This window comes from Paenibacillus sp. An7 (assembly GCF_009870785.1).
Lineage (GTDB): Bacteria > Bacillota > Bacilli > Paenibacillales > Paenibacillaceae > Paenibacillus.
This window is the reverse complement of sequence record NZ_WTWX01000004.1, coordinates 65,706-85,515: the sequence shown is the minus strand read 5'-3', so window position 1 is coordinate 85,515 and position 19,810 is coordinate 65,706. Positions and strand designations below refer to the sequence as shown.

Below are 19,810 nucleotides of genomic sequence, written 5' to 3'. Positions count from 1 at the left end.
TTGCTACTTAGCAGTCATAATACAGACTATATTCGTGTGGATGAACACGAATGGCAACGGATTTAGCTTCACTCCGTTTGAATTTAATGTAATTGTCGATGAAATCTTTTGTAAACACGCCGCCTTCAGTCAAGAATTCACAATCAGCAGCTAATGCATCAAGTGCTTCTTCAAGAGATGCGGGAACACTGCGAATGTTCGCTTTATCATCTTCAGGCAATTCGTAGATGTTTTTATCAAAGGGTCCGTAGCCAAGTTCTGAAGGATTAATTTTACGTTTGATCCCATCAAGACCTGCCATCAGCATTGCTGCAAATGCAAGATATGGATTAGCAGTTGAGTCCGGAGTACGGAATTCGATACGGCACCCTTTAGGTGTTACTGCTGCGACTGGTATACGTACTGCTGCAGAACGATTCCCTTTGGAATATACAAGGTTTACTGGAGCTTCATAACCAGGTACAAGACGTTTAAATGAGTTGGTGCTTGGATTAGTCAATGCAATCAATGCTGGAGCATGGTATAGAATACCACCAATGTAATGGAGTGCCATTTCACTAAGGTTAGCATATCCGCCTTTTTCATAGAATAGTGGAGTGTCGCCGTCAAAGATGGATTGGTGAACATGCATTCCGCTACCGTTATCACCAAACAGTGGTTTTGGCATAAACGTTGCTGTTTTACCATATTGACGAGCTGTGTTATGTACAATGTATTTATATGCGAGGAGATTATCAGCTGTTTTCGTAAGTGTGTCAAAACGGAAATTGATCTCTGCTTGACCTGCTGTAGCAACTTCATGGTGATGGCGTTCTACGCGCATACCTGCTTCTTCAAGCAAACGAGACATTTCACTACGGATATCTTGTTGCGTATCTACTGGAGCTACAGGAACATATCCACCTTTTACGCGAACTTTAAATCCAAGGTTTCCGCCTTCTTCTTTACGATTGGTGTTCCAGCCAGCTTCTTCGGAATCAACGAAGAAAGAAGCGCTGTTTGTTCCACTTTCGTAACGTACATCATCAAAAATGAAGAATTCTGATTCTGGAGCGAAATTAGCGCGAGTACCAATTCCTGTTTTTTGTAGATATTCTTCCGCTTTTACTGCGATACTGCGCGGGTCACGTTCATAACGCTCACCATCTGGAGTAAATATGTCACACATAATATTAATCGTTGGATGTTGAGTAAATGGATCGATGAAAGTGGAAGCGGGATCTGGCATCATAACCATGTCAGATTCTTCGATACCGCGGAAGCCTGGAATAGAAGATCCATCAAATGCTACTCCGTTAACGAACGTTTCTGCATCTACTTCAGTAGAGGGCAAACTAATGTGATGTGCACGCCCAGATAAATCTACAAAACGAAAATCGACCCACTCAATATTGTTTTCTTGGATTGTTTTCAATACATTTTCAACAGACATGTGTACTTCCTCCCAATTTATCCGAACATTAAACACCCATAACCTTGTGAATGTTCATCAATCTAATTTTCAACTGAGGTAAGTATAAATCCCAAATCTTACATCGTCAATAGTTATGTTAGGTATTTTTTATGCTAGTGTGAGAATTGCTGACACTAACAGGAATGAGAGAATTATAGACTAATAGCCTATAACCTCGGTCTATAGAACGAGATCATAGGCTATTCTTAAAATAACAAACCTTACATCAACTTTGGTGAATCAATGGTGCTTTTTTTGTGTTAAATGTTTTACCGACAATTGGAGCGAGCTTCTCTAAATCTTGAAGAAGTCCAGCGAATTGATCTGGGAACAGGGACTGTACTCCATCGCCTGTCATTGAGTTGTCTGGATCTGTATGCATTTCAATAATAAGTCCATCTGCTCCTGCAGCAACAGAGGCCTTTGTCATCGGCTCTACAAGCTCTCTGCGCCCTGTACCATGACTTGGGTCAGAGATAACAGGTAAATGGCTAAGATCTTTCAGAACAGGGATAGCTGACAAATCCAGGGTATTTCGAGTGTACGTCTCAAACGTACGGATCCCTCTTTCACATAACATCACATTCGGATTGCCTCCTGCAAGAATATATTCCGCTGCATTAAGAAGTTCATCGTAAGTTGCACTAAATCCACGTTTTAGCAGAACCGGTTTACCGCATGTACCCAGCTTCCGAAGCAGATCAAAGTTTTGCATGTTCCGAGTACCCACTTGAAGAATATCTGCGTATTCCGCACAAATATCAACATATTCAGGTGTCATGACTTCTGTAATAGTCAGAAGGTCATGTTTTTTACCGGCTTCTGCCATCATAATAAGACCTTCTACTCCCACTCCTTGAAAGCTATAAGGTCCTGTGCGAGGTTTAAATGCACCACCGCGCAGTACTTGCCCGCCCGCTGCTTTTACAAGACCTGCAATCTCATCGATCTGCTCTGCTGATTCCACTGCACAAGGTCCGCCCATCACGACAAGTTCACCGCCGCCGATATTTACACCTTTTATAGAAATAACGGTATCTTCAGGATGAAAATCACGACTTGCTAGTTTGTAAGATTTCGAGATTTTTACTACGTTCTCTACACCTTTCATCTGCCGTAAGTGTTCAGCCAGTTTAGGTTCGACAGTTCCAATTAGACCAATAACGGTACGATCATTGCCGCGGGAAAGGTGAACTTGAAGTCCTTCCTTTTCAATTGCTGAAATAATATCTTGAATCTGTTCTTCTGGTGTGGTGTTTCCTGTTATAACGATCATATTATTCTCCACCTTTCGAATGTGAAATCATACTCTATGAGAGACCTCAGTTTACATTTATACTATTACACTTAAACGCTTGTTCGCTTTTAAGCTTTTATACGTTAAAGCAACTATACATGTTTTATAACTTCGCGTCAAGCTCTCCTTACTTTATGCGCTCTAGATGAAATTGATACCGATCTATCTGCTGATTTTCTTACAGTATAAAAAAAGAAGAAGACCAGGTTTCATTCACTCGGTCTTCTTCTCATATAAATTATAAAATAAGTTACGATTTGATTCTCACTGGCGGGAGCAACTTCTTCATATTCACTGTACGCTGAATTTTCCATGTCTCCGGATTATTCGCATCGTATTGTTCCAAATAATTAATAACTTCTTTTGTAATCGGCGTTGGTGTCGAAGCACCCGAAGTAACAGCGACCTTATTAATGCCTTTGAGCCATTCCTGTTTGATCTCCGTAACATCCGAAATCCGGTAAGCTGTCACCCCGGCAATTTCCTCAGATACCTGTGCAAGACGATTGGAGTTATTACTGCGAGGATCGCCTACCACAATGACAAGGTCAGCTTGCCCTGCTTGTTCTGCAACCGCCTCTTGACGCACCTGAGTAGCAAGACAGATTTCATTATGAACTTCAGCTCCTGGGAACTTCTGGAGTAACTTTTTCATAATGTTTTTAATATCCCACTGACTCATCGTAGTCTGATTGGTAATAATGATTTTCCCTTTCGGGATATCAAGAGCCTCGATCTCTTCTTCTTTCTCAATGAGATGTACCGAATCTGGAGCAATACCGATAGCTCCTTCCGGTTCGGGATGCCCTTTTTTACCGATATAAATAATCTGATAACCCTCAGCAGATTTTTCTCTAATGAGGTCATGCGTTTTGGTTACATCAGGACAAGTCGCATCCACTGTCGTGAGTCCTTTCTCCCGGGCAATCTTGCGCACCTCAGGAGAAACACCGTGTGCAGTGAAAATGACAGTACCTTTGTCTACCTGTTTCAATATTTCAAGACGGTTTGGTCCATCCAGTGTAATGATGCCTTCATCTTCAAAAGAATGCGTTACATGACTGTTGTGCACAATCATACCGAGTATATAAATGGGTCTTGGCAGATCCAAGTTGCTTGCTGCTTGTCGTGCCAGCACCATAGCGTCTACCACACCATAACAATATCCACGTGGTGAAATTCGTAGTACTTCCATGTTGCCACCTGCTTTCTTCTAAACGTAGTCTTAGTATACCTTATTCGAGGGGGGGAGCCAACACTAACGGAAGCCATATAATAAAAGTTGTTCCTTCATTCAGCTTGGTCAGGACTTCTACAGAACCGCCATGCTCCTCAATAATCCATTTGGCAATCGATAGTCCAAGCCCTGTTCCTTTTGTAACCCCGCGGGACTCGTCTGCCCTATAGAAACGATCAAAAATATACGGAACTTCGTCTTTATCCATCCCAATACCCGTATCACTAATCTTAAGACCTACCTGCCCATTATAAAGAATGGCATCGAGTGTTACGGTTCCTTCTGGTGTATATTTAAAGGCGTTCTCAATAAAAATGAATAACATTTGTTGCAAATAGTCTTTATTTGCAAGCACGTATACTCCGTTCAGAACTTCCAAATCACCATAATTCCATTCCGCTGTCCGTTCAAGATGGTGCGCCCTTCGTGCCACTTCCTTCACGAGAACAGATAATGGAATCGGATGAAGCTCAATGGTCTGGCCTGTGTCAGCTCTCGCTAATGATAACATATTGTTCACAAGACGACTCATTCGTTTTCCTTCATCTGAGATGTCGTCAATTGCTTCTAAGGTGATTTCTTTTCTCATCTCATTACTCATTTGTTTACTGCCATCCGCCTCGGGATCCCATAGCTTCTTTAGGAAATCGGTGTTTCCACGTATCGTGGTAAGCGGTGTTCTCAGCTCGTGAGATGCGTCGGAAACGAAGCGCCTTTGCGCGGCATAAGCATCCTCAAGTTCTTTGAAGAACCCTTCTGTACGAGCAAGCATCTTATTTACCGTTCCTATAAGCTTACCTATTTCATCCTCCGGTCCATCGTACTCAATCCGTACACTAAGATCATTTCCGGACTGAATACCATTGGCTGCATTAATAATATGAACCAGCGGACGCATTGATTTACGGGCTAGAAACAGTCCTACACTCATGGCAAGCATAATCGTAATAATAGATACATACACCAAAATAAAAAGCAGACGATCCATTAATTTGTCTTCGGAAGCCGTAATTGATCCTACCTGCAGCAGACCGCTAACCTGTTCTGTCGTTCCTTGAATCGTATAGGTGAATGGGAATTGATAGACAAGGAACGGCGTCTTATCCACGAGCATCCGTTTCCATCCTTCATTTTCCATCGCCTCATTTATGGTGGCAGGAACCTCAAAATTAAAGTTATTTAGGTTTTTTGAAGTCACCACTCTATTATTCTCATAATTATATAGCTGTACATAGATTTGCAAATCTGCGAGTTGATTCGCCTCTTCCGGTAACAACAAATTAAGCTCTTCGGTAAAATCGGAGTTAGGCACCACCACAACGGCCATCTTCTTGCTAAGACTTCTGGTTTGTCTCAAAATTTCATTCTCGACATCCTGGTAAGCATAATGATACACAAGCGCATAAATGATGGACCCAAAAAGCAACAGTACGGCAGCGAGCAGGCCTGAATACCATAAAGTTAGCCGTAACCGGATGGACATACTAGGAGTCTCCTCTCAAAATGTAACCTGCACCGCGAATGGTCTGAATTACACGTTTTCCTCCATGTTCTTCTGTTTTTTGACGCAGCATCGCGATATATACCTCAAGTACATTCGATTCTCCACTATAATCGAATCCCCATATTTTATCCATAATCAAGTCTCTCGATAACACACGTTTTGGGTTTTGCATAAACAGATATAGGAGTTCAAATTCTTTTGCTGTCAGATCAAGCCGTACTCCAGCACGGTGTACTTCGCGAGAATCATAATCGAGCAAGATGTCTTCAAAACTGAGCCGATTACTGCTCTCTCCATTTGTCTCGGTTTTACGACGAAGCAAAGCTCGTACCCGTGCAAGCAGTTCTTCAAGCGCAAATGGCTTCACTAAATAGTCATCTGCCCCGAGGTCCAGTCCCTTGACTCGTTGTTCAATCTCATCTTTAGCCGTGAGCATTAGAATCGGAACGTTGCTTCCTCCTTCGCGAACCCTTCTGCATACTTCAAATCCATCGACTTTTGGCATCATGACATCAAGAACAACAACGTCAGGATCGGCTTCCAGCATCTTTTGAAGCCCTTCCGCTCCGTTTGCCGCAGTTAGTACATCGTAACCTTCAAATGCTAAACCTCTTCTTAGCATGGAAAGGATTTTTTCGTCATCATCAATAACTAATATCGTTGAACGCACCCCAGCATCTCCTTTTTCTCTATACACTTGAATCAATTTCACACCTCATAAAAATGATGATATGAAATTTATTCCCTTTTCACTTACATTGTATCAGTCAACTCACAAGCACGCACCCATTCTAGCAACAAAAAGCGAAGGGGCTGTCTCCCTTCGCTTCTGTGCTGCAGTCCATCTATCTGCTGCTTGAATTAAGGCTGCACGCTTTGTGAACTGCTCTCCGTGTTGTAATCATTCTTGTTACCAATGGTTACTTTAATTTCAATATCTTTTCCATCACGATTTACATTGAGTGTAATGACATCGCCCACATTTTTTGCTTGTATTTGTTCAATCAAATCTTGTGCAGTCGCATACTTCTTACCGCTAATACCTGTAATAATGTCATATGGACGAAGGTCTGCAGAATACGCTGGAGATTGATAGATTAAATTGGTCACCACGGAACCCTCTGTGAGATCTGTTCCCATTTGTTTTGCAACTTCTGGAGTCAAGTTCATCAAAGAAGCTCCAATAAATGGTTCTGGCTCTTTCGGGATTTCTTCATTATTTTTCAGTTTATCTACAACTTCCTGAATAACAGAAGATGGGATCGCAAATCCAATTCCTTGTGCATCTGCACTTACTGCCACGTTCATACCAATGACTTCGCCCTTTAAGTTAAGCAAAGGTCCGCCGGAGTTCCCCGGGTTAATAGACGCATCGGTTTGGAGTAAATTTTTATATTCATTTGGTTGTCCAGTACTTTCATCATTAATCGTAATCGTACGATCTTTTGCACTTAGCACACCAGCGGTTACCGTATGTTCAAACCCTTCTGGGTTTCCGATCGCAACCAGCCACTCACCTACTTTAGTACTATCCGAATTGCCCAAGGTTGCTACTGGGAAATCATTATTTCCTTCAATTTTTAGAACGGCAAGGTCGAGGTCTTTGCTGCTACCAAGAAGCGTTGCTTCATAAGGCTTTGTATTATCTTCAAGCGTAACTTGAATTACGTCTGCACCGGAGATTACATGTTCATTCGTAAGAATATAGCCTTCTTTTTCAAAGATAAACCCTGAACCAATGCCAAGCGGTACAAGTTGATCCTCAGAGGAACCATTATTACTGTTATTATTTCTTCCATTCGTACCATTGCCACCAAAGAAATATTGATAAAGAGGATCATTGTAATAAGAATTGTTTTGTCTTGAACTGTTGGAACTTGATTTAGACAAAGTTTCAATTTTCACAACAGCAGGACTCACTTTACTTACCACGCTCGAAATGTCTGTAGATCCCACGGGAAGTGAAGTGGTTACCCCCGAATTCCCTGTGTTTGTCGAACCGTTATTGTCATTAGAAGCCCCGCTTTGCGTTGTTTCATTCCCTGATAATGCAGTGTCCGGAGTAAATAAGTTCATACGGTCTGCGGTGAACATCAACAGTGAAACAACGATCATACCGGCAAAAAAGGAAACAACGCCCGTCTTAAAATTAGATTTCTTCGGTTTTTGGTTGTAGTTCCAATTGCGATTCCCGCCGTTTCCATTGTTTTCACTTTGACCTGTTCCTGTATTCGTGCTTGAATGAGTGGACCGAGCATAGCCGCTTGAATTACGTTCAAGCATCGTCGGAACCGGTTTAATTGGATCTGGCGGTGTTACTTCTACCTCATCTACATTATTCGAACTGTGTTCTTTTCCGTCGGAGTTAATCGATTGAAATGGTCCATATGAGTAGTAGTAAGATTCACCATTGTTTTCAGGAGAACGTTGATCGCCGCTTCTACTGTATTCACGTTCGTCCTCTTCACGGTTATAACGATTATTGTTATTCTCGCTCATTTTATTTATCCTCCTAAACCCCTTGCTTCCAAGGGATATTGTTTAACTGTCTTTATTTTGTACTTTAAACCTTAAATACACATTAAAAACAATTAAAAAGGAGATAAAACATGTAAAATTGTTGAAATTAAAAAATCTTATTATGTTTTCACCCAGCCTTTACGATGAGCATAGATCGCCAGCTGTGTCCGGTCATCCATCTCACATTTCATTAAAAGATTACTCACATGAGTCTTAACGGTTTTGATGCTGATATGTAGTTCTTCCGATATGTCCTTATTATTCTTCCCTTCAGCAATGAGCAATAGAACTTCTCGTTCCCTTTCCGTCATTCCGGAGTCATCGTTCTGAACCGTTTTATGTCTAAGTCCCCGAGTAAGTGCTTGAGAGATATCATTTGTCATTATGGGCATACCGCGTTTTGCTCCCTGTAGTGCGTAAACAAGCTCCTCAGCCGAAATCGTTTTGAGCACATAACTGACTGCTCCAGATTCAATCGCTTCGAGCACCAAATGGTCCTCAAGAAAACTGGTTAATATAATGATTTTCATGTCCGGGTATTCAGATAGTATGGCTCTTGTCGCTTCCACTCCATTCATCACAGGCATCATTAAATCCATAAGAATCAGTTCGGGTAGTTGTTCGGGATTAGAGGTCTGTAACGTGTGTAAGGCATGTTGTCCATCTTTACCTTCCAACACCACTTCAAAAGTAGGATCTAAACTTATGTATGTTTTTAGTCCCATTCTGACCATATCATGATCATCTACAATCATAATTTTCGTTTTATCCCGTTCCAATTGAATCTCTCCTTCCATATTGCGGCAGACGAATCTCCTCTTACGAATCAGCTTTAAACTTAGGTATATTCACCCTGATCGTCGTTCCTGCTCCCGGGTGTGCAATAATATCTACATTTCCTCCTAATTTCTCAGCTCGTTCTTTCATGGTCATCAGCCCATATGAACCTTGCCTTCCTGCTTCTTCCGGACGAAAACCTTTACCGTTATCACTAACACTGAATACAATTCGTCTCTCCTCTTCTCTTATCGACAAACTGACGAGGCTTGCTCCGGCATGCTTCACAATATTAGCCATTGCTTCTTGAATAATAAGAAACATTTGATGTTCGATAGCTTCCGAAATCCCGCCAATAAACTCTTGTTCTTTTACTCCTTTTAGTCCATTTTGTCTGCAATAATCAGGAAACCAGGCGTCAAGTGCTTCTTCGAGACTTCGGTTCTCCAGCTCTACCGGTCTTAGCTGAGCAATAAGCGCTCTCATCTGCTTTTGAGCGGTTTGTGACATTGTGATTAGTTGTTCAAGTACTATATTTCCTTGTTCTTGATGCTGTTTAAGTAACGACGGCAGAGCAGAAGCAGACATGTGCATGGCAAATAATTGCTGGCTTACGGTGTCATGTAAATCCCTGGCCATTCTTCTCCGTTCTTCGAGCACAGCCGCTTCTGCCGCTTTTTCCTTCTCGATTACCTCTTGTTCTCCCAGTCTCTGTACCCATTTCATCCGTTCTTCGATGGCATCCATCATCCTGTTAAATTGCTTAAATACCCCTGAAAAAGAAGCATCCTCATCAGCATCAATTCGAGAAGATAGATTTCCTTTCGTTACCTGCAGCATGTTGAGATTCAGCACATCTATTCTCCGCTGGACACGCAGCCCAGCGATATAACCAATAATCAGGGTTGTAACTACAATGAGTGCTAGATAGTAAAGCCAGGTCTGGGGCATAGCTAACCCTGCATCCCCTTTTCGAGAAGCGCTATAAAGAATTCCCACTGTAACTACACTATTCATTAAGAAAAATAACAACAGCTCCCATTTAACCGTTCGTAATATCATCTTCATCGCGTTAACCTACCGAATTCACTTTGACGTCGCCGATAAAAACGCTAATAATAATACGTACTTTCTTTCCAGCTTCTCGATAACCGGGAGTTTCTGCGACCGCATTCCCCATAAAACCTTGTTTCGAATTACTGAGAACATCCATGTCACCGATGAACGAATTAGAATTAACCAAAATTCCAATCTCCATATCTCTAGGAGCAAAGACTTTGATGTCCCCTATAAAGCTAGAGATATGAATCCGTGTCTCTCCATAAGGAATTTGTGCTTTCGTTAGGTCAATTACGGTATCTCCAATGAACTGAGATATATTGGTTGGCTTCAATTCGTAATAATCATCTCCGAGGCGAATATCGCCAATGAAAGTCGATTTATTTATTTTTGCATCATGAAAATTCATATCTTTATTGTTATTATTTCCATAATGACTCTGCTGTCTCGGTTGTTCATACTTCTTGTTATCATCGTCTTTCATGGTTGATCCAAACTTTTGCTCAAACTGTTTATCAAAATCGGAGTAAAGCGGGCTTGGTTCAACAGGCGGTGCAGGAGGAACTACATATTCTTCATCTTCTTTTGTTCTCTGATCATGTTTACGATCCCTTCTTCTCGGACTTAAGAGTACATAAAGACCGCCCCCAATTAAACCTATAGGTACGGCATAACGGAAAAGATCTCGGAAAGAGAAATAAGAATAACCTAGATTACTACTTAAGAAATGTGCGCCAAGAAACAGCAATACTAAACCGCCTATCAAATTTTTGTCTTTCAAGGAACTGAATCCAAGATACAAAAAAATGACCGGCCAAAATGTGGAGATGAGATAGCCAAGACTAAAATCTCCTCCATTTAATATTTGAAATAACACCAATAATCCTATTCCGATGAGCAGGACAGCTCCGATAAAACGGTTTGCCATATTCCGTGCACCCTTTCTTTTTCATTTTCCTTACGTTTGGCTAATTATGTACTTATTGTAAACGAAATTTCATGATACGAAGAGCGGCGCAGGAATGAAATCTTACTCGGTCTTGAGACCGAGTAGAAAAGCGGAACACATAAACAAACAGACTCTGAAGAATATTCTTCAGAGTCTGTTTGTTTATCTTACCTTATTTTTGTTGGCCTTGTTGACCTTGTTGTTGTTGTTGTTGTTTAATTCCTGTGTTCTCTACTCCAAACTCAGCATCATACTTCTCATCTGGAGTTTGGTAGTTATCTTGTACTTTCGCTGCTGAAGATTGTTTTACTTTTTCAGCTGCAGAGTTCATTTCTTGACCAAACTCAGCATCATATTTCTCATTCGGAGTTTGGAAACCTTGGGAACTTTGCATACCTTGAGAATTCATTTTTTTCATGTTAGATTCACCTCCCTCTCCTGCAAGTGTAGGTCACTTGCTTCACCTGAGGTACTGCTTACCTCAGTCCGTATTATGTGAGGATTTGCTGTTTCTTATTCAAAAAAAAGAAAAGAGCTTGCCTGAGTAGAATGACTACCCAAGCAAGCTCTTTCATCTTCATTATATTGCTTCGTTCAGCAAGGCATCCGGAATGCTTTGATTGACCATGATCGCATCTCCGAGCTGCTCTAGCATTTGTTCCGTACATTTCCCTTTCCCCAGCTTGATGACTTGAACCTGCACATCTTTTTTGCCCCACTCACTGTATACCGCCTTAATCGTTGGAAAATACAGATCAATCTTAGAGCCTTTAATAGCAGATCCTGTATCAGCTACAATCCCATATCCATACCCAGGAATATAAAGTACCGTTCCGAGAGGGAATAAGGAAGGGTCTGCGGCAATGGTCGAAACCCCTTGTTTATTCCGGTGTACTTTTACACCCGAATAAGTGATGCCGTATAGTGGATGATTCGGACCTTTTCCTGTTGATTCATAACCCGCAGTATAGCCCGTTGCCGTCACATTTACTGTCCCCACCACCTGTTCCGTTGGGGGAGCGAGCACTTCTCTTGCTTCATCCAACTCACTTCGCTGTACATGTAAGGCCGTAGCTAAGTCATTGCTTGAAAAACAAATCAGCATCATCAGCACAACAGCTGAAGAACATCGCTGAATCATTCGGTGTTTCATAGGTTTAATTCCTCCCTTTCTCTAGCAGAGAGTCCCCATAAAACACACGATATATTCATCCGTGTCTATTTAAATCCAATTAGACTTGGTGTGTACGAATTTCTTCTTGCAGCATTTGTACTACCTCAGCCAAAGGTTTTGCTCCTAAATCTCCTTCTCCACGTTTACGGATAGAGACACTGCCGTCATTCATTTCATTTTCCCCAACGATGAACATATAAGGAATTTTCTCAAGCTGAGCTTCACGAATTTTATAGCCAAGTTTTTCATTCCGAAGATCTGCTTCTACAGTGATACCGCCGCGTCTAAGCTGTTCTTCTACTTCACGAGCATACTTCTCAAAATGAACAGATACAGGAATTACTTTAGCTTGAACTGGAGACAGCCAAAGCGGCAAGTTACCTGCATAATTTTCGAGCAAGAATGCAGTGAAACGTTCCATAGTACCCAAAATACCGCGGTGGATAACAACTGGGCGGTGTTTTTGTCCATCGTCACCTACATACTCCAGTTCAAAACGCTCTGGAAGCAAGAAGTCGAGCTGAACAGTCGATAGCGTCTCTTCTTTACCCAGTGCAGTTTTTACTTGCACATCAAGTTTAGGACCATAGAAAGCAGCTTCCCCTTCAGCTTCATAGAACGGCATATCTAGACTTTCTACTACTTCCTTCAACATCCGCTGGGACATTTCCCACATCTCATCATTAGGGAAGTATTTCTCAGTATCCTGAGGATCGCGATAAGACAGACGGAAGCGATAGTCGTGAATACCAAAATCTTTATAAGCAATCATAATCAGCTCAATAACACGAGCAAACTCTTCTTTGATCTGATCCGGACGGCAGAAAATATGAGAATCGTTAAGAGTCATCGCACGAACACGATGTAAACCGGTCAGTGCTCCTGACATTTCATAACGGTGCTGCATACCAAGCTCTGCAATACGAACTGGCAAATCACGATAACTGTGCATTTCACTCTTATATACCATCATATGGTGAGGACAGTTCATTGGACGAAGTACAAGTTCTTCATTATCGAGTACCATTCTTGGGAACATATCTTCTTCATAGTGCTCTAGATGTCCGGAAGTTTTGTATAGTTCAACATTTCCTAGGACAGGAGTATATACATGTTTGTAACCAAGACTTTCTTCAAGGTCTACAATATAGCGTTCTAGAGTACGGCGCAGTTTCGCTCCATTTGGAAGCCAAATAGGAAGTCCTTGACCCACCAGCTGTGAAAAAGTAAACATGTTAAGTTCTTTACCAAGTTTACGGTGATCCCGTTTTTTCGCTTCTTCCAAGTAATGAAGATGTTCTTCCAGCTGTGCTTTTTTAGCAAATGCAGTTCCGTATACCCGTTGAAGCATTTTATTTTTGCTGTCTCCGCGCCAGTATGCGCCGGCTACGTTCATCAGCTTAAATACTTTGATTTTTCCAGTAGAAGGGACATGCGGTCCACGGCAAAGGTCGAAGAACTCGCCTTGCTCATAGATCGAAATAATGCTGTCTTCTGGCAAGTCACGAATGAGTTCCAGTTTATAAGGGTCTTGAACTTCTTCAAAGATGCGAATGGCTTCTTCTCTGCTTACTTCCTTACGAACGATAGGCAGGTTCTCATTTACGATACGTTCCATTTCTTTCTCGATCTTTTGCAGATCTTCTGGATTCAGTGCATGTTCGAGATCCATATCATAATAGAATCCGTCCTCGATCACAGGCCCTACACCCAGGAAGACTTCTTTGCTGCCAAACAGACGTTTTACGGCTTGTGCCAGCAAATGCGCTGTACTATGGCGAAGCACTTCAAGCCCTTCAGGTGAATCATAAGTTACGATTTCAACAAGTGCACCTTCACGTAGTGGAGTAGAAAGATCGACAACAATCCCATCCATTTTACCTGCAAGTGCATTTTTTTTGAGTCCACTGCTAATGGAAGCAGCCACATCAAGGATACTAGCTCCATTCTCATATTCACGAACAGAACCATCTGGTAATTTAATACTTACTGACATTGTTATTTCCTCCTTTATCCTTTTGGATGCCGGGGAACGATGCTATGTTTATTGCAGACGCAAAAAACACCCGTCCCGGCAAAGGGACGAGTGTAATACTCGTGGTTCCACCCTAATTCAGTTGTCTCTAATCATGCACTACTGTACATAAACAGGACAACCCTCATTGAAGCATGCAAGATAACGGGCATGAATCCGGCGGTTCTTACTTGTCTGCATAAATGCAAGCGTTCTAAACCACAGCTACAAAGGGGTAAGTCGCAGTTGGTATCCGGAAGAAATTACAGCCAGGTTTCTTCTCTCTGTACGGCCCAGTCTCTACGGCTCATGTCTTTGTCATTGCTTTTAATACCAGTTATTATAATTCCAAAGATTCCTCTTCGTCAAGCGCTAGCTGTCCCGCTTCTTTCACGTTGCGGCAATGTCTGCAATTATGGCAAATTTCCACTCGATCTTCAAAAATCTGTGTAATGGATCGGATAACCGGAAAATCTTCTGTCTGTGTATGCAGTTTCATTTTCTTCGGAGAAATGGAGATCAGCCTGCTGATAATCATATCTTCGACTTCCATTTCAAGTTCTATACCTGGCATTTCCATAACGACACTTTCATCGGGAGGCAGTACCATAGGACGCATGTATTCATCATACAAGACAAATTCGTGCTGATCTTTATGCACAACATGCACGAGAGGCACCTTCGTCTCTTGGAAATAAACAAAATATTTCAAAAGACTCATAAACTCCTCATACTGCCGATCCATATAAAATTCATCTAGTGCATATTCCACAATTTCATGAAGTTCTTTCTTATAACTCTGCATCCGAAATCGCAGTACTCCATCCAGATGAATTATAGGTATTTCTTTCATACCTTGTATAAGCCCTTCCGTTAGCTTGGCATGCCTTCGTTCTCTTGTCCCCTGCTCTGTTTCGAATCTTGATCTCAGCAGCGGTTCGCATATTGTTTTGACCCGCGAAAGTTCCTCAGCATCCATATTTACGCATTCTCGCTTCAGGATGTGACTCAGCTGTTCCTCTTCTTTTTGATCAAGAATGTAATCAGCTACACCTGCAGCCAAAATCTGATACATCCGTGGCAGACCTTCCTTAAAACCGGGATGACTTTCCGTTCCTTTACATATCCATGCTGCCTTGCCTTCATATTTCCTAAAGGAAAATCGAAAGCCTTGTTTGCTTATATGTAGACCTTTTGTTTTATTTTTGATAAATCGATAAAAGCAATCTTCTGCTGATTGGCTGTTTACTTCTGTCCATACCGCGAACAATTCCACAAGACCCACTCCCTTCTCTAAATATTATATGGTCCGGTCGAAGGGGATATACGAAGCGGCTTAATGGAAAGAATGACATGTATTCTCAGAATGATAAAAAGAAAAACGGATTTGGAGTCCAAACAAATTTGTGTTATTATTTTAGTAACAGTATCTTGCAGAGAGGGGGATGGGATGAAAAAAGAGAATTGGATACAGCGTTTCTTACTGATTTTTCTATGTCTATTTGTGATTTTTTCTTATCAAATCCCCACCCTCGGTAACACGACTGCAGGGTCACATTCTATTTTCGATCACGATTCAACCATGGAACCCATGGATTTCTCGGGGAATAATCACCCCAAAGCCATGATCCGAAAATCGATGTTGCCTCTAAAGTTAAATGCCGTCAACCCTTTGCAATACCTCTTTACGATACTGTCCATTCTGATGATCTTTCGGGTTCCCATGATCGAACCGCCATTCAAGGTGTTTTATGACAATATAAAGCGCCGGCTTTATCTTAAACCCGTTAAATTCACCTCCACGTTTGTAAGTGCATAGAGAAACCGAATGGTAAACACTTTATGTATGCTGCTATGAAAGCTTCATGGCTATAAACAAACTTTAGGGGGATTTAATCTATATGGAAATTCGTGAAACTGACCTGCCAGGAATCGGACGTAAATTTCAAGCGACGACAAGCAGTGGTGACAAAGTTATTGTTGTGATTCATGACGACGGAAGACGTGAAATGTATCACTTTGAATATAATGATCCAGAACAAAGTATTTCAATGATTACGCTGGAAGACTACGAAGCAAGACAGCTTGCAGCGATCGTGGGCGGGATGACTTACAAACCAAAACAACTGGAGCGTATGGAGATGACGCTCGATGATCTTATTATTGAATGGTATAAAATTGATGCAAATTACAGTTGTGTCGGTAAATCCATTGGTGAACTGGATATCCGTCAGAACTCAGGGGCAACCATTATTGCCGTAGTCGATAAGAATAACAAAAATAAACATGTAAGCCCTGGTCCTGATGTGAAGATTCCAGCAGACTCGACAGTGGTCGCGGTCGGAGAAAGACATCAGCAACAAAAATTAAAACAAATCTTGAAGGATGGAAGTTGGTGAACCGATGGATCATTTAGTACTTGAAGTCGGTTTGGCAATTGCACTCATCGCGGCAGCCGGACTGATTTCTTCAAAATTGCGTTTTTCTGTCATCCCTTTCTATATTTTGATTGGTATGGCAGTAGGACCGCATGCCGCACAGATATGGCATCTTGATTTTCGTTTTATTGAGAGCGAGCCTTTTATTTCCTTCCTTGGTCGTATAGGTGTGCTCTTCTTGCTCTTCTATCTAGGACTTGAATTCTCAGTCGGACGACTAATTAAGTCAGGAAAATCAATTGTAGTTGGTGGAAGTATCTATTTAGGCATTAACTTTACGCTTGGACTTTTGCTAGGATTTATGGCAAAATTTCCGATCGCGGAAGTACTGATTATTGCAGGGATTACGACGATTTCGTCTAGTGCCATTGTAGCGAAAGTATTAGTTGATTTGAAAAGAACCGCTAATCCTGAAACGGAAATGATTCTTGGAATTATTATGTTTGAAGATGTATTCCTCGCTGTATACATTTCCATTCTTTCAGGACTTGTTCTCAGTGATTCTTCTTCGGTCGGCGGTGTCATTTTAAGTGCGCTAATTGCACTTGGATATATGCTCGCAGTCATTATTGTAGGACGCAAACTAGTTCCTTTGCTCAATAAATTGCTTAATATTCGTAATAATGAGTTGTTTGGTCTTGTTATCTTCGGTTCTTTATTCCTCGTAGCAGGGTTCTCTGAAACGATTCACGTTGCTGAAGCAATCGGTGCTCTTCTCGTGGGACTGGTTCTTGCAGAAACAACTCACGCGAAGCGTATCGAACATTTAATTATGCCATTCAAAGACTTCTTTGGTGCCATATTCTTTTTCAGCTTCGGATTATCAATTGATCCTTTGTCCCTCGGAGGAGAAGCCGTTTGGCTCGCTCTGATTGCGGTCGTTGTTACTCTCATTGGTAACTTCATTGCCGGTATGCTTGCAGGACGAAGCGCGGGACTTTCAACAAAAGCCTCTTCGAATATTGGTCTTACCATCGTATCACGCGGTGAGTTCTCTATTATTCTTGCGAACATGGCTCAAGCAGGCGGACTCATGCTGATTATCCAGCCTTTCGCTGCTATCTACGTTTTAATTCTGGCGATCTTAGGACCACTGCTTACGAAAGAATCGAAACATATCTACCGTGGACTTAATAAACTATTTAAATTTGAAGACAATAAGAAGAAACCAAAACCTAAAGTGTTAAAAGAAAAACCTATAGATCATCAGTAAAGGCTTCACAAATATGTAGGAAAAGGAGGAACAAAGATGAATCAATCTCCACACTCCGTTCTTTCCTCATCAGCCAAACTATCCTACCGAACATGGATAAAAAAATTATTATTCGTTATTCTTGGTGGAATTCTTGCATCTATTGGGCTTGAGCTATTTTTACATCCCAATCAACTCATCATCGGCGGTGTAACAGGAATTTCAGCCATGTTCGCCTATCAAACCGAGATGCGATTAGGACTTTTCTTATTTTTATTCAACTTGCCATTTATACTTCTTTCTTACCGAAGAGTACAGAGGCAATATGCTATATTAACGGTTCTTGGACTCGTTGTTCTTTCACTTAGCTCTCTTATGCTTCACTCCTTTCCTGCTCTTATTGAACATCCACTGCTTGCTGCGGCTTGCGGTGGGTTATTCCTCGGACTTGGAATTGGGATGGTGTTATATGAAGGCGGTACGCTCGATACACTGACGATCCGGCCGCTGGATCACTCCTATAATCATCGATCTAAATATCGATTAGAACGAGTCATTATGCTGGTGAACTTAGTTGTGCTTACCGCTGCAGGAGTTACATTTGGAACGCAGCAAGCGATGTATTCCATCATCGCCTATCTAATTGCATTTGAAGGTGTTCATTTTTCTTTGAGAGGATACACCTTTAACCGTAAAATCTGCATCGTAAGTGCCGAGAAAGCCCGGATTGAGGAGTCCATTAAGACTCGGTTACATCGTGATCCCGAAGCATTTGTTGACAGACTTGAAGAGACAACACTTCGCTCCGAGCCATGGGGATCACTACCTGTACTATATTACAAAATACATTTATTTGAATCTCGCCGAATCAAATATATCGTTCGTTCTATCGATCCGAATGCCAGCATTCTATTTGATAGAGATATGAACCGGTTATAAAAAAGACCCTTTGACTTTATAGAAGTCAAAGGGTCTTTCCTATTTACATCAAGCATAGCGGCTATGCTTGTACGCTTTATTTTTATATAAGAATTATTAGTTCTGCATGACAAAATCATTTACAACCGCTTGATCTGATTCATCAAAAACACGAAGAATTTCGTATTTTGTATTTCGCTGAGCAGGAATGTTACCTGTTTCACGAATTAGATCCAGAATGGAATGAATATTGACTTTATGAGTTGCACCCGCAGCAGATACAACATTCTCTTCTATCATCGTACTGCCAAAGTCATTACATCCATATCGAAGCGAAAGTTTACCTACCTCAGGCCCCATCGTTACCCATGAAGACTGAATATTCTTGATATTATCGAGGAACAAACGACTAATTGCTACTGTTTTTAGGTAAGCTTCTGGTGTTTGACGCTCTTTTTTCAGGTTTGTGTTGTCTGGCTGGAAAGTCCATGGAATAAACGCAAGGAATCCTTCCGAATCATATCCGTTCTGAATACATTCATCTTGAGCATCCCGTACACGCTGTAGATGCAAAGCTCTCTCTTCCATTGTTTCACCAAAACCAATAACCATTGTAGCTGTTGTATTCATACCAATACGGTGCGCAGTTTGCATGACGTCCATCCAATCACGCCATGATCCTTTTTGACGACTGATTTTGCGGCGAGTCCGATCATCAAGGATTTCAGCGCCCCCGCCTGGAAGCGAATCAAGTCCGGCTTCATGAATTTGACGCACCACTTCTTCTAGAGAAAGTCCATCCGATACTTCTTTCATCTTCATAATTTCAGCTGGTGAGAAAGAATGCATCGTAATATTAGGGAATCGTTCCTTAATACCGCGAAGCAAATCAGTATAGTAGCTGAATGGTAGATTCGGATTGGTGCCGCCCTGCATCAGGATTTCAGTTCCGCCTACATCTTCCGTTTCCTTGATCTTTTGGAAAATGAGTTCATCCGGTAGTACATAACCTTCATCAGAGCCCGGTCTGCGATAGAACGCACAAAAACGACAGTAGACGTCGCACACGTTCGTGTAGTTAATATTTCTGCCAATAACAAAGGTGGTGATTGGTTCGGGATGCATCCGCTTCATAATTACATGAGCTGCTTCACCGATTTTTTCAACTTCATCAGATTCAAACAAAGCAATAGCATCTTCTACATTCAGACGCTCTCCGTTCAACGCTTTATTTAAGATATGGTTCACCGCACTCATACGGCAGCCTCCCTTATCGTA

18 protein-coding genes and 1 other annotated feature are annotated in these 19,810 nt (G+C 41.6%); of the genes, 4 read left to right on the top strand and 14 right to left on the bottom strand.

The features are described 5' to 3' along the window. Window positions 1-7 precede the first annotated feature (7 nt). From glnA to ytxC, 13 genes are all read right to left on the bottom strand, one after another. Window positions 8-1,432 (bottom strand): type I glutamate--ammonia ligase, encoded by a 1,425-nt coding sequence (gene glnA / locus GQY27_RS07215; RefSeq protein ID WP_160032881.1) that lies wholly within the window; start codon window positions 1,430-1,432, stop codon window positions 8-10. 247 nt (window positions 1,433-1,679) lie between these two features. Continuing rightward, window positions 1,680-2,729 carry a 3-deoxy-7-phosphoheptulonate synthase gene (gene aroF, locus GQY27_RS07210; protein ID WP_160032880.1) on the bottom strand — a complete coding sequence of 350 codons (1,050 nt, stop codon included), beginning with the start codon at window positions 2,727-2,729 and terminating at the stop codon, window positions 1,680-1,682. Window positions 2,730-3,000: 271 nt separating this feature from the next. Then, window positions 3,001-3,945, bottom strand: coding sequence for a 4-hydroxy-3-methylbut-2-enyl diphosphate reductase (locus GQY27_RS07205; RefSeq protein ID WP_160032879.1), 945 nt, complete (start codon window positions 3,943-3,945; stop codon window positions 3,001-3,003). A 40-nt stretch (window positions 3,946-3,985) separates the two neighbouring features. Then, window positions 3,986-5,470, bottom strand: a complete 1,485-nt coding sequence (locus GQY27_RS07200; protein ID WP_160032878.1) for a sensor histidine kinase — start codon at window positions 5,468-5,470, stop codon at window positions 3,986-3,988. Between the two features lies 1 nt (window position 5,471). Continuing rightward, window positions 5,472-6,161 carry a response regulator transcription factor gene (locus GQY27_RS07195; protein ID WP_160033138.1) on the bottom strand — a complete coding sequence of 230 codons (690 nt, stop codon included), beginning with the start codon at window positions 6,159-6,161 and terminating at the stop codon, window positions 5,472-5,474. A 191-nt stretch (window positions 6,162-6,352) separates the two neighbouring features. Beyond that, a complete protein-coding gene (locus GQY27_RS07190; protein WP_160032877.1) occupies window positions 6,353-7,990 on the bottom strand; it encodes a S1C family serine protease in 1,638 nt (545 codons plus the stop codon). Window positions 7,991-8,130: 140 nt separating this feature from the next. Further along, window positions 8,131-8,766 (bottom strand): response regulator, encoded by a 636-nt coding sequence (locus tag GQY27_RS07185; RefSeq protein ID WP_442950890.1) that lies wholly within the window; start codon window positions 8,764-8,766, stop codon window positions 8,131-8,133. 64 nt (window positions 8,767-8,830) lie between these two features. Next, a complete protein-coding gene (locus GQY27_RS07180; protein WP_160032875.1) occupies window positions 8,831-9,856 on the bottom strand; it encodes a sensor histidine kinase in 1,026 nt (341 codons plus the stop codon). 4 nt (window positions 9,857-9,860) lie between these two features. Then, complete coding sequence (gene liaF, locus GQY27_RS07175; RefSeq protein ID WP_160032874.1) at window positions 9,861-10,775, bottom strand: cell wall-active antibiotics response protein LiaF; 915 nt, start codon at window positions 10,773-10,775, stop codon at window positions 9,861-9,863. A gap of 193 nt (window positions 10,776-10,968) precedes the next feature. Continuing rightward, window positions 10,969-11,214 carry a hypothetical protein gene (locus GQY27_RS07170; protein WP_236570523.1) on the bottom strand — a complete coding sequence of 82 codons (246 nt, stop codon included), beginning with the start codon at window positions 11,212-11,214 and terminating at the stop codon, window positions 10,969-10,971. A gap of 162 nt (window positions 11,215-11,376) precedes the next feature. Further along, the gene (locus GQY27_RS07165; protein ID WP_236570533.1) at window positions 11,377-11,904 is read right to left on the bottom strand and encodes a 3D domain-containing protein; all 528 of its coding nucleotides are present in this window, start codon (window positions 11,902-11,904) and stop codon (window positions 11,377-11,379) included. 124 nt (window positions 11,905-12,028) lie between these two features. Continuing rightward, complete coding sequence (thrS, locus tag GQY27_RS07160) at window positions 12,029-13,966, bottom strand: threonine--tRNA ligase (protein WP_160032872.1); 1,938 nt, start codon at window positions 13,964-13,966, stop codon at window positions 12,029-12,031. A 79-nt stretch (window positions 13,967-14,045) separates the two neighbouring features. Then, window positions 14,046-14,315 (bottom strand) — a binding site (T-box leader). A 9-nt stretch (window positions 14,316-14,324) separates the two neighbouring features. Continuing rightward, window positions 14,325-15,260: a putative sporulation protein YtxC gene (gene ytxC / locus GQY27_RS07155; protein WP_160032871.1), complete on the bottom strand. Its 936-nt coding sequence runs from the start codon at window positions 15,258-15,260 to the stop codon at window positions 14,325-14,327. Window positions 15,261-15,434: 174 nt separating this feature from the next. Here ytxC and GQY27_RS07150 point away from each other — a divergent pair, with 174 nt between their 5' ends. The 4 genes from GQY27_RS07150 to GQY27_RS07135 all read left to right on the top strand — a co-directional run bounded on the left by GQY27_RS07150 (window position 15,435) and on the right by GQY27_RS07135 (window position 18,553). After that, on the top strand, window positions 15,435-15,803 hold the full coding sequence (locus GQY27_RS07150; protein ID WP_160032870.1) for a hypothetical protein: 369 nt from the start codon (window positions 15,435-15,437) through the stop codon (window positions 15,801-15,803). Between the two features lie 82 nt (window positions 15,804-15,885). Beyond that, the gene (locus GQY27_RS07145) at window positions 15,886-16,383 is read left to right on the top strand and encodes a cation:proton antiporter regulatory subunit (protein WP_160032869.1); all 498 of its coding nucleotides are present in this window, start codon (window positions 15,886-15,888) and stop codon (window positions 16,381-16,383) included. A 4-nt stretch (window positions 16,384-16,387) separates the two neighbouring features. After that, a complete protein-coding gene (locus tag GQY27_RS07140; protein WP_160032868.1) occupies window positions 16,388-17,635 on the top strand; it encodes a cation:proton antiporter in 1,248 nt (415 codons plus the stop codon). A 36-nt stretch (window positions 17,636-17,671) separates the two neighbouring features. Continuing rightward, entirely contained in the window at window positions 17,672-18,553 is an 882-nt protein-coding gene (locus GQY27_RS07135; RefSeq protein ID WP_160032867.1) for a YitT family protein, read from the top strand. A gap of 96 nt (window positions 18,554-18,649) precedes the next feature. Here the strand turns inward: GQY27_RS07135 and mqnC are convergent, their stop codons facing one another. Next, window positions 18,650-19,789 carry a cyclic dehypoxanthinyl futalosine synthase gene (gene mqnC / locus GQY27_RS07130; protein ID WP_160032866.1) on the bottom strand — a complete coding sequence of 380 codons (1,140 nt, stop codon included), beginning with the start codon at window positions 19,787-19,789 and terminating at the stop codon, window positions 18,650-18,652. Window positions 19,790-19,810 lie beyond the last annotated feature (21 nt).

Excerpts from the sequence above, each read along its gene's own strand:
- GQY27_RS07190 (WP_160032877.1), bottom strand. The coding sequence starts at position 7,990 with ATGAGCGAGAATAACAATAATCGTTATAACCGTGAAGAGGACGAACGT.
- GQY27_RS07140 (WP_160032868.1), top strand. The coding sequence starts at position 16,388 with ATGGATCATTTAGTACTTGAAGTCGGTTTGGCAATTGCACTCATCGCG.
- GQY27_RS07170 (WP_236570523.1), bottom strand. The coding sequence starts at position 11,214 with ATGAAAAAAATGAATTCTCAAGGTATGCAAAGTTCCCAAGGTTTCCAA.
- glnA (WP_160032881.1), bottom strand. The coding sequence starts at position 1,432 with ATGTCTGTTGAAAATGTATTGAAAACAATCCAAGAAAACAATATTGAG.
- GQY27_RS07165 (WP_236570533.1), bottom strand. The coding sequence starts at position 11,904 with ATGATGCTGATTTGTTTTTCAAGCAATGACTTAGCTACGGCCTTACAT.
- GQY27_RS07205 (WP_160032879.1), bottom strand. The coding sequence starts at position 3,945 with ATGGAAGTACTACGAATTTCACCACGTGGATATTGTTATGGTGTGGTA.
- thrS (WP_160032872.1), bottom strand. The coding sequence starts at position 13,966 with ATGTCAGTAAGTATTAAATTACCAGATGGTTCTGTTCGTGAATATGAG.
- GQY27_RS07200 (WP_160032878.1), bottom strand. The coding sequence starts at position 5,470 with ATGTCCATCCGGTTACGGCTAACTTTATGGTATTCAGGCCTGCTCGCT.
- GQY27_RS07145 (WP_160032869.1), top strand. The coding sequence starts at position 15,886 with ATGGAAATTCGTGAAACTGACCTGCCAGGAATCGGACGTAAATTTCAA.
- GQY27_RS07135 (WP_160032867.1), top strand. The coding sequence starts at position 17,672 with ATGAATCAATCTCCACACTCCGTTCTTTCCTCATCAGCCAAACTATCC.
- GQY27_RS07180 (WP_160032875.1), bottom strand. The coding sequence starts at position 9,856 with ATGAAGATGATATTACGAACGGTTAAATGGGAGCTGTTGTTATTTTTC.
- liaF (WP_160032874.1), bottom strand. The coding sequence starts at position 10,775 with ATGGCAAACCGTTTTATCGGAGCTGTCCTGCTCATCGGAATAGGATTA.
- GQY27_RS07185 (WP_442950890.1), bottom strand. The coding sequence starts at position 8,766 with ATGATTGTAGATGATCATGATATGGTCAGAATGGGACTAAAAACATAC.
- aroF (WP_160032880.1), bottom strand. The coding sequence starts at position 2,729 with ATGATCGTTATAACAGGAAACACCACACCAGAAGAACAGATTCAAGAT.
- mqnC (WP_160032866.1), bottom strand. The coding sequence starts at position 19,789 with ATGAGTGCGGTGAACCATATCTTAAATAAAGCGTTGAACGGAGAGCGT.
- GQY27_RS07150 (WP_160032870.1), top strand. The coding sequence starts at position 15,435 with ATGAAAAAAGAGAATTGGATACAGCGTTTCTTACTGATTTTTCTATGT.